The organism is Bartonella sp. AA18HLJMS, from assembly GCF_042197245.1.
Lineage (GTDB): Bacteria > Pseudomonadota > Alphaproteobacteria > Rhizobiales > Rhizobiaceae > Bartonella.
Genome location: NZ_JBHIRP010000060.1, coordinates 1 through 1,518, shown reverse-complemented (window position 1 = coordinate 1,518; position 1,518 = coordinate 1). Strand labels below are relative to the sequence as shown.

General features: G+C 37.9%; 2 protein-coding genes and 1 pseudogene. All 3 read left to right on the top strand.

Annotated elements, in window-relative coordinates; genetic code table 11:
• Nucleotides 1-167: 167 nt before the first annotated feature.
• The 3 genes and pseudogenes from ACFINW_RS09880 to ACFINW_RS09870 all read left to right on the top strand — a co-directional run bounded on the left by ACFINW_RS09880 (nucleotide 168) and on the right by ACFINW_RS09870 (nucleotide 1,353).
• The gene (locus ACFINW_RS09880; RefSeq protein ID WP_375641296.1) at nucleotides 168-590 is read left to right on the top strand and encodes a hypothetical protein; all 423 of its coding nucleotides are present in this window, start codon (nucleotides 168-170) and stop codon (nucleotides 588-590) included.
• A gap of 24 nt (nucleotides 591-614) precedes the next feature.
• Nucleotides 615-797: a hypothetical protein gene (locus tag ACFINW_RS09875; protein ID WP_375641299.1), complete on the top strand. Its 183-nt coding sequence runs from the start codon at nucleotides 615-617 to the stop codon at nucleotides 795-797.
• A 207-nt stretch (nucleotides 798-1,004) separates the two neighbouring features.
• A pseudogene (locus ACFINW_RS09870) lies at nucleotides 1,005-1,353 on the top strand (hypothetical protein).
• Nucleotides 1,354-1,518: the final 165 nt, after the last annotated feature.

The window sequence follows — 1,518 nt, the reverse complement described above, 5'->3', positions numbered from 1 at the left end:
GATTTTGAACCTAATTTGCAATACGCAATCGATAAAGGCTAACCCATGATGAGGCGCTGTTAGAATTCGAACGGTTCACAAATTACTGGATAGCAAATCCAAATAAAAATGCAAACAAACGCTATTGGCAAAGGACTTGGTACAATTGGGTCACAAGCCCTATCGGAATGCTAGCAAAGAAAAAAGCAAGATTAGAACAGGAAAAACGGTTAGGTGGTCATTATGGAAAATTCACTCATAAAACTTTCACAGAACAGTTTGCAGAAGGCTTCAACGAACTCAGAGATCATTTCTCATCTGGAGAAGATTATGGAAATGATCAGTCCGGGGCATCCATTGACGCTGAAAGCTGGGAATACATTGACGAAACAGGAGGAGGCGCTAACCTTAGATGCTTGAATCATCTACAAGCGTTGCTTTCTGTGAAAGCTTCAGTTAAGCAAATTGAGCAAACTTCTTTCCTACTCTCAAGCATGAGAGTCCCTGCGAATACAGACGCCAAAGCCGTCGTTTTATCCTATGGCATGATGCTGGACCGCATTTCGTCATATGCTATGAAAAAGGGCGTCGAAAATATCGTAACGGGTTAAGCAATTGGGATATCAAAAACATTTATGCCAACTTGTGGAGAGCTTTTAACTTATTGCCAGACAGTAGAAAACACCCTTCTTTCAAAAGCCGAAAGTGTACGCAAGACTGTTTTGAGCACCCGTGAAAAAAGGCTGAAAGAAAAGGCAATGAGAGAGAATTCAAGACCACTCACGTTGATTGAAAAGCAAAAGCTTGAAGGAATTTAAATGGTCTTGGGGGAACAGTGAAAAACATTGCAGGTTAGTAAACTAGTGAAAAGCGCTGATCATTTTGGGATTAGATATGTGTTTAAACCGACAAAAAGGCACCGTACAAAGAGATTTGAAGTTTTTTACTACAATTAAAAACACAAAACGCTCTGTACGGTCAAATTTTAGGTAAATAGACCAATTGGTAAATTATGGACTAAAAACATGAGAATATTAAAAGACCTGTTCTTAAAAAAGCGTAAACAACCAATGCAAAAAGAGTTTGTTGCAACAGCTGTTGGTTATGTTCCTTGGGGGGGACGGAGCAGAGGAGTATTTTTACAACCTCCACAAATATGAAGACGGTACAAGAGAATGTGAAAAGTTTGATGGCGGCCAGTATTATACCACACCAGAAAATGCGGATTTTAGTACCAAAGCGCAAGTGAAAGCTTGGGTTTACGGTGGTGCTATTCCGAAAAGCGTTCTCAATTACGAACCTCTTATAGACGAGATCAATAAAGAGATCAAAAAATTATCGAAAACCGCAGGAAATAAATATGTTTACAGATAAACAGCTAAGAGCCTTGTTTGGCATTATAACTTTTATATTTTTATGTTTTTTAGGAATTAAAAAAAATCCTTACTTTATTCAAAGTATTTTGACATTCGCATCTGTTTCTTTGGTAATAGTCACAACTGTTTTTGCAATTTTATGCAATTCTCATATTCCTTCTGA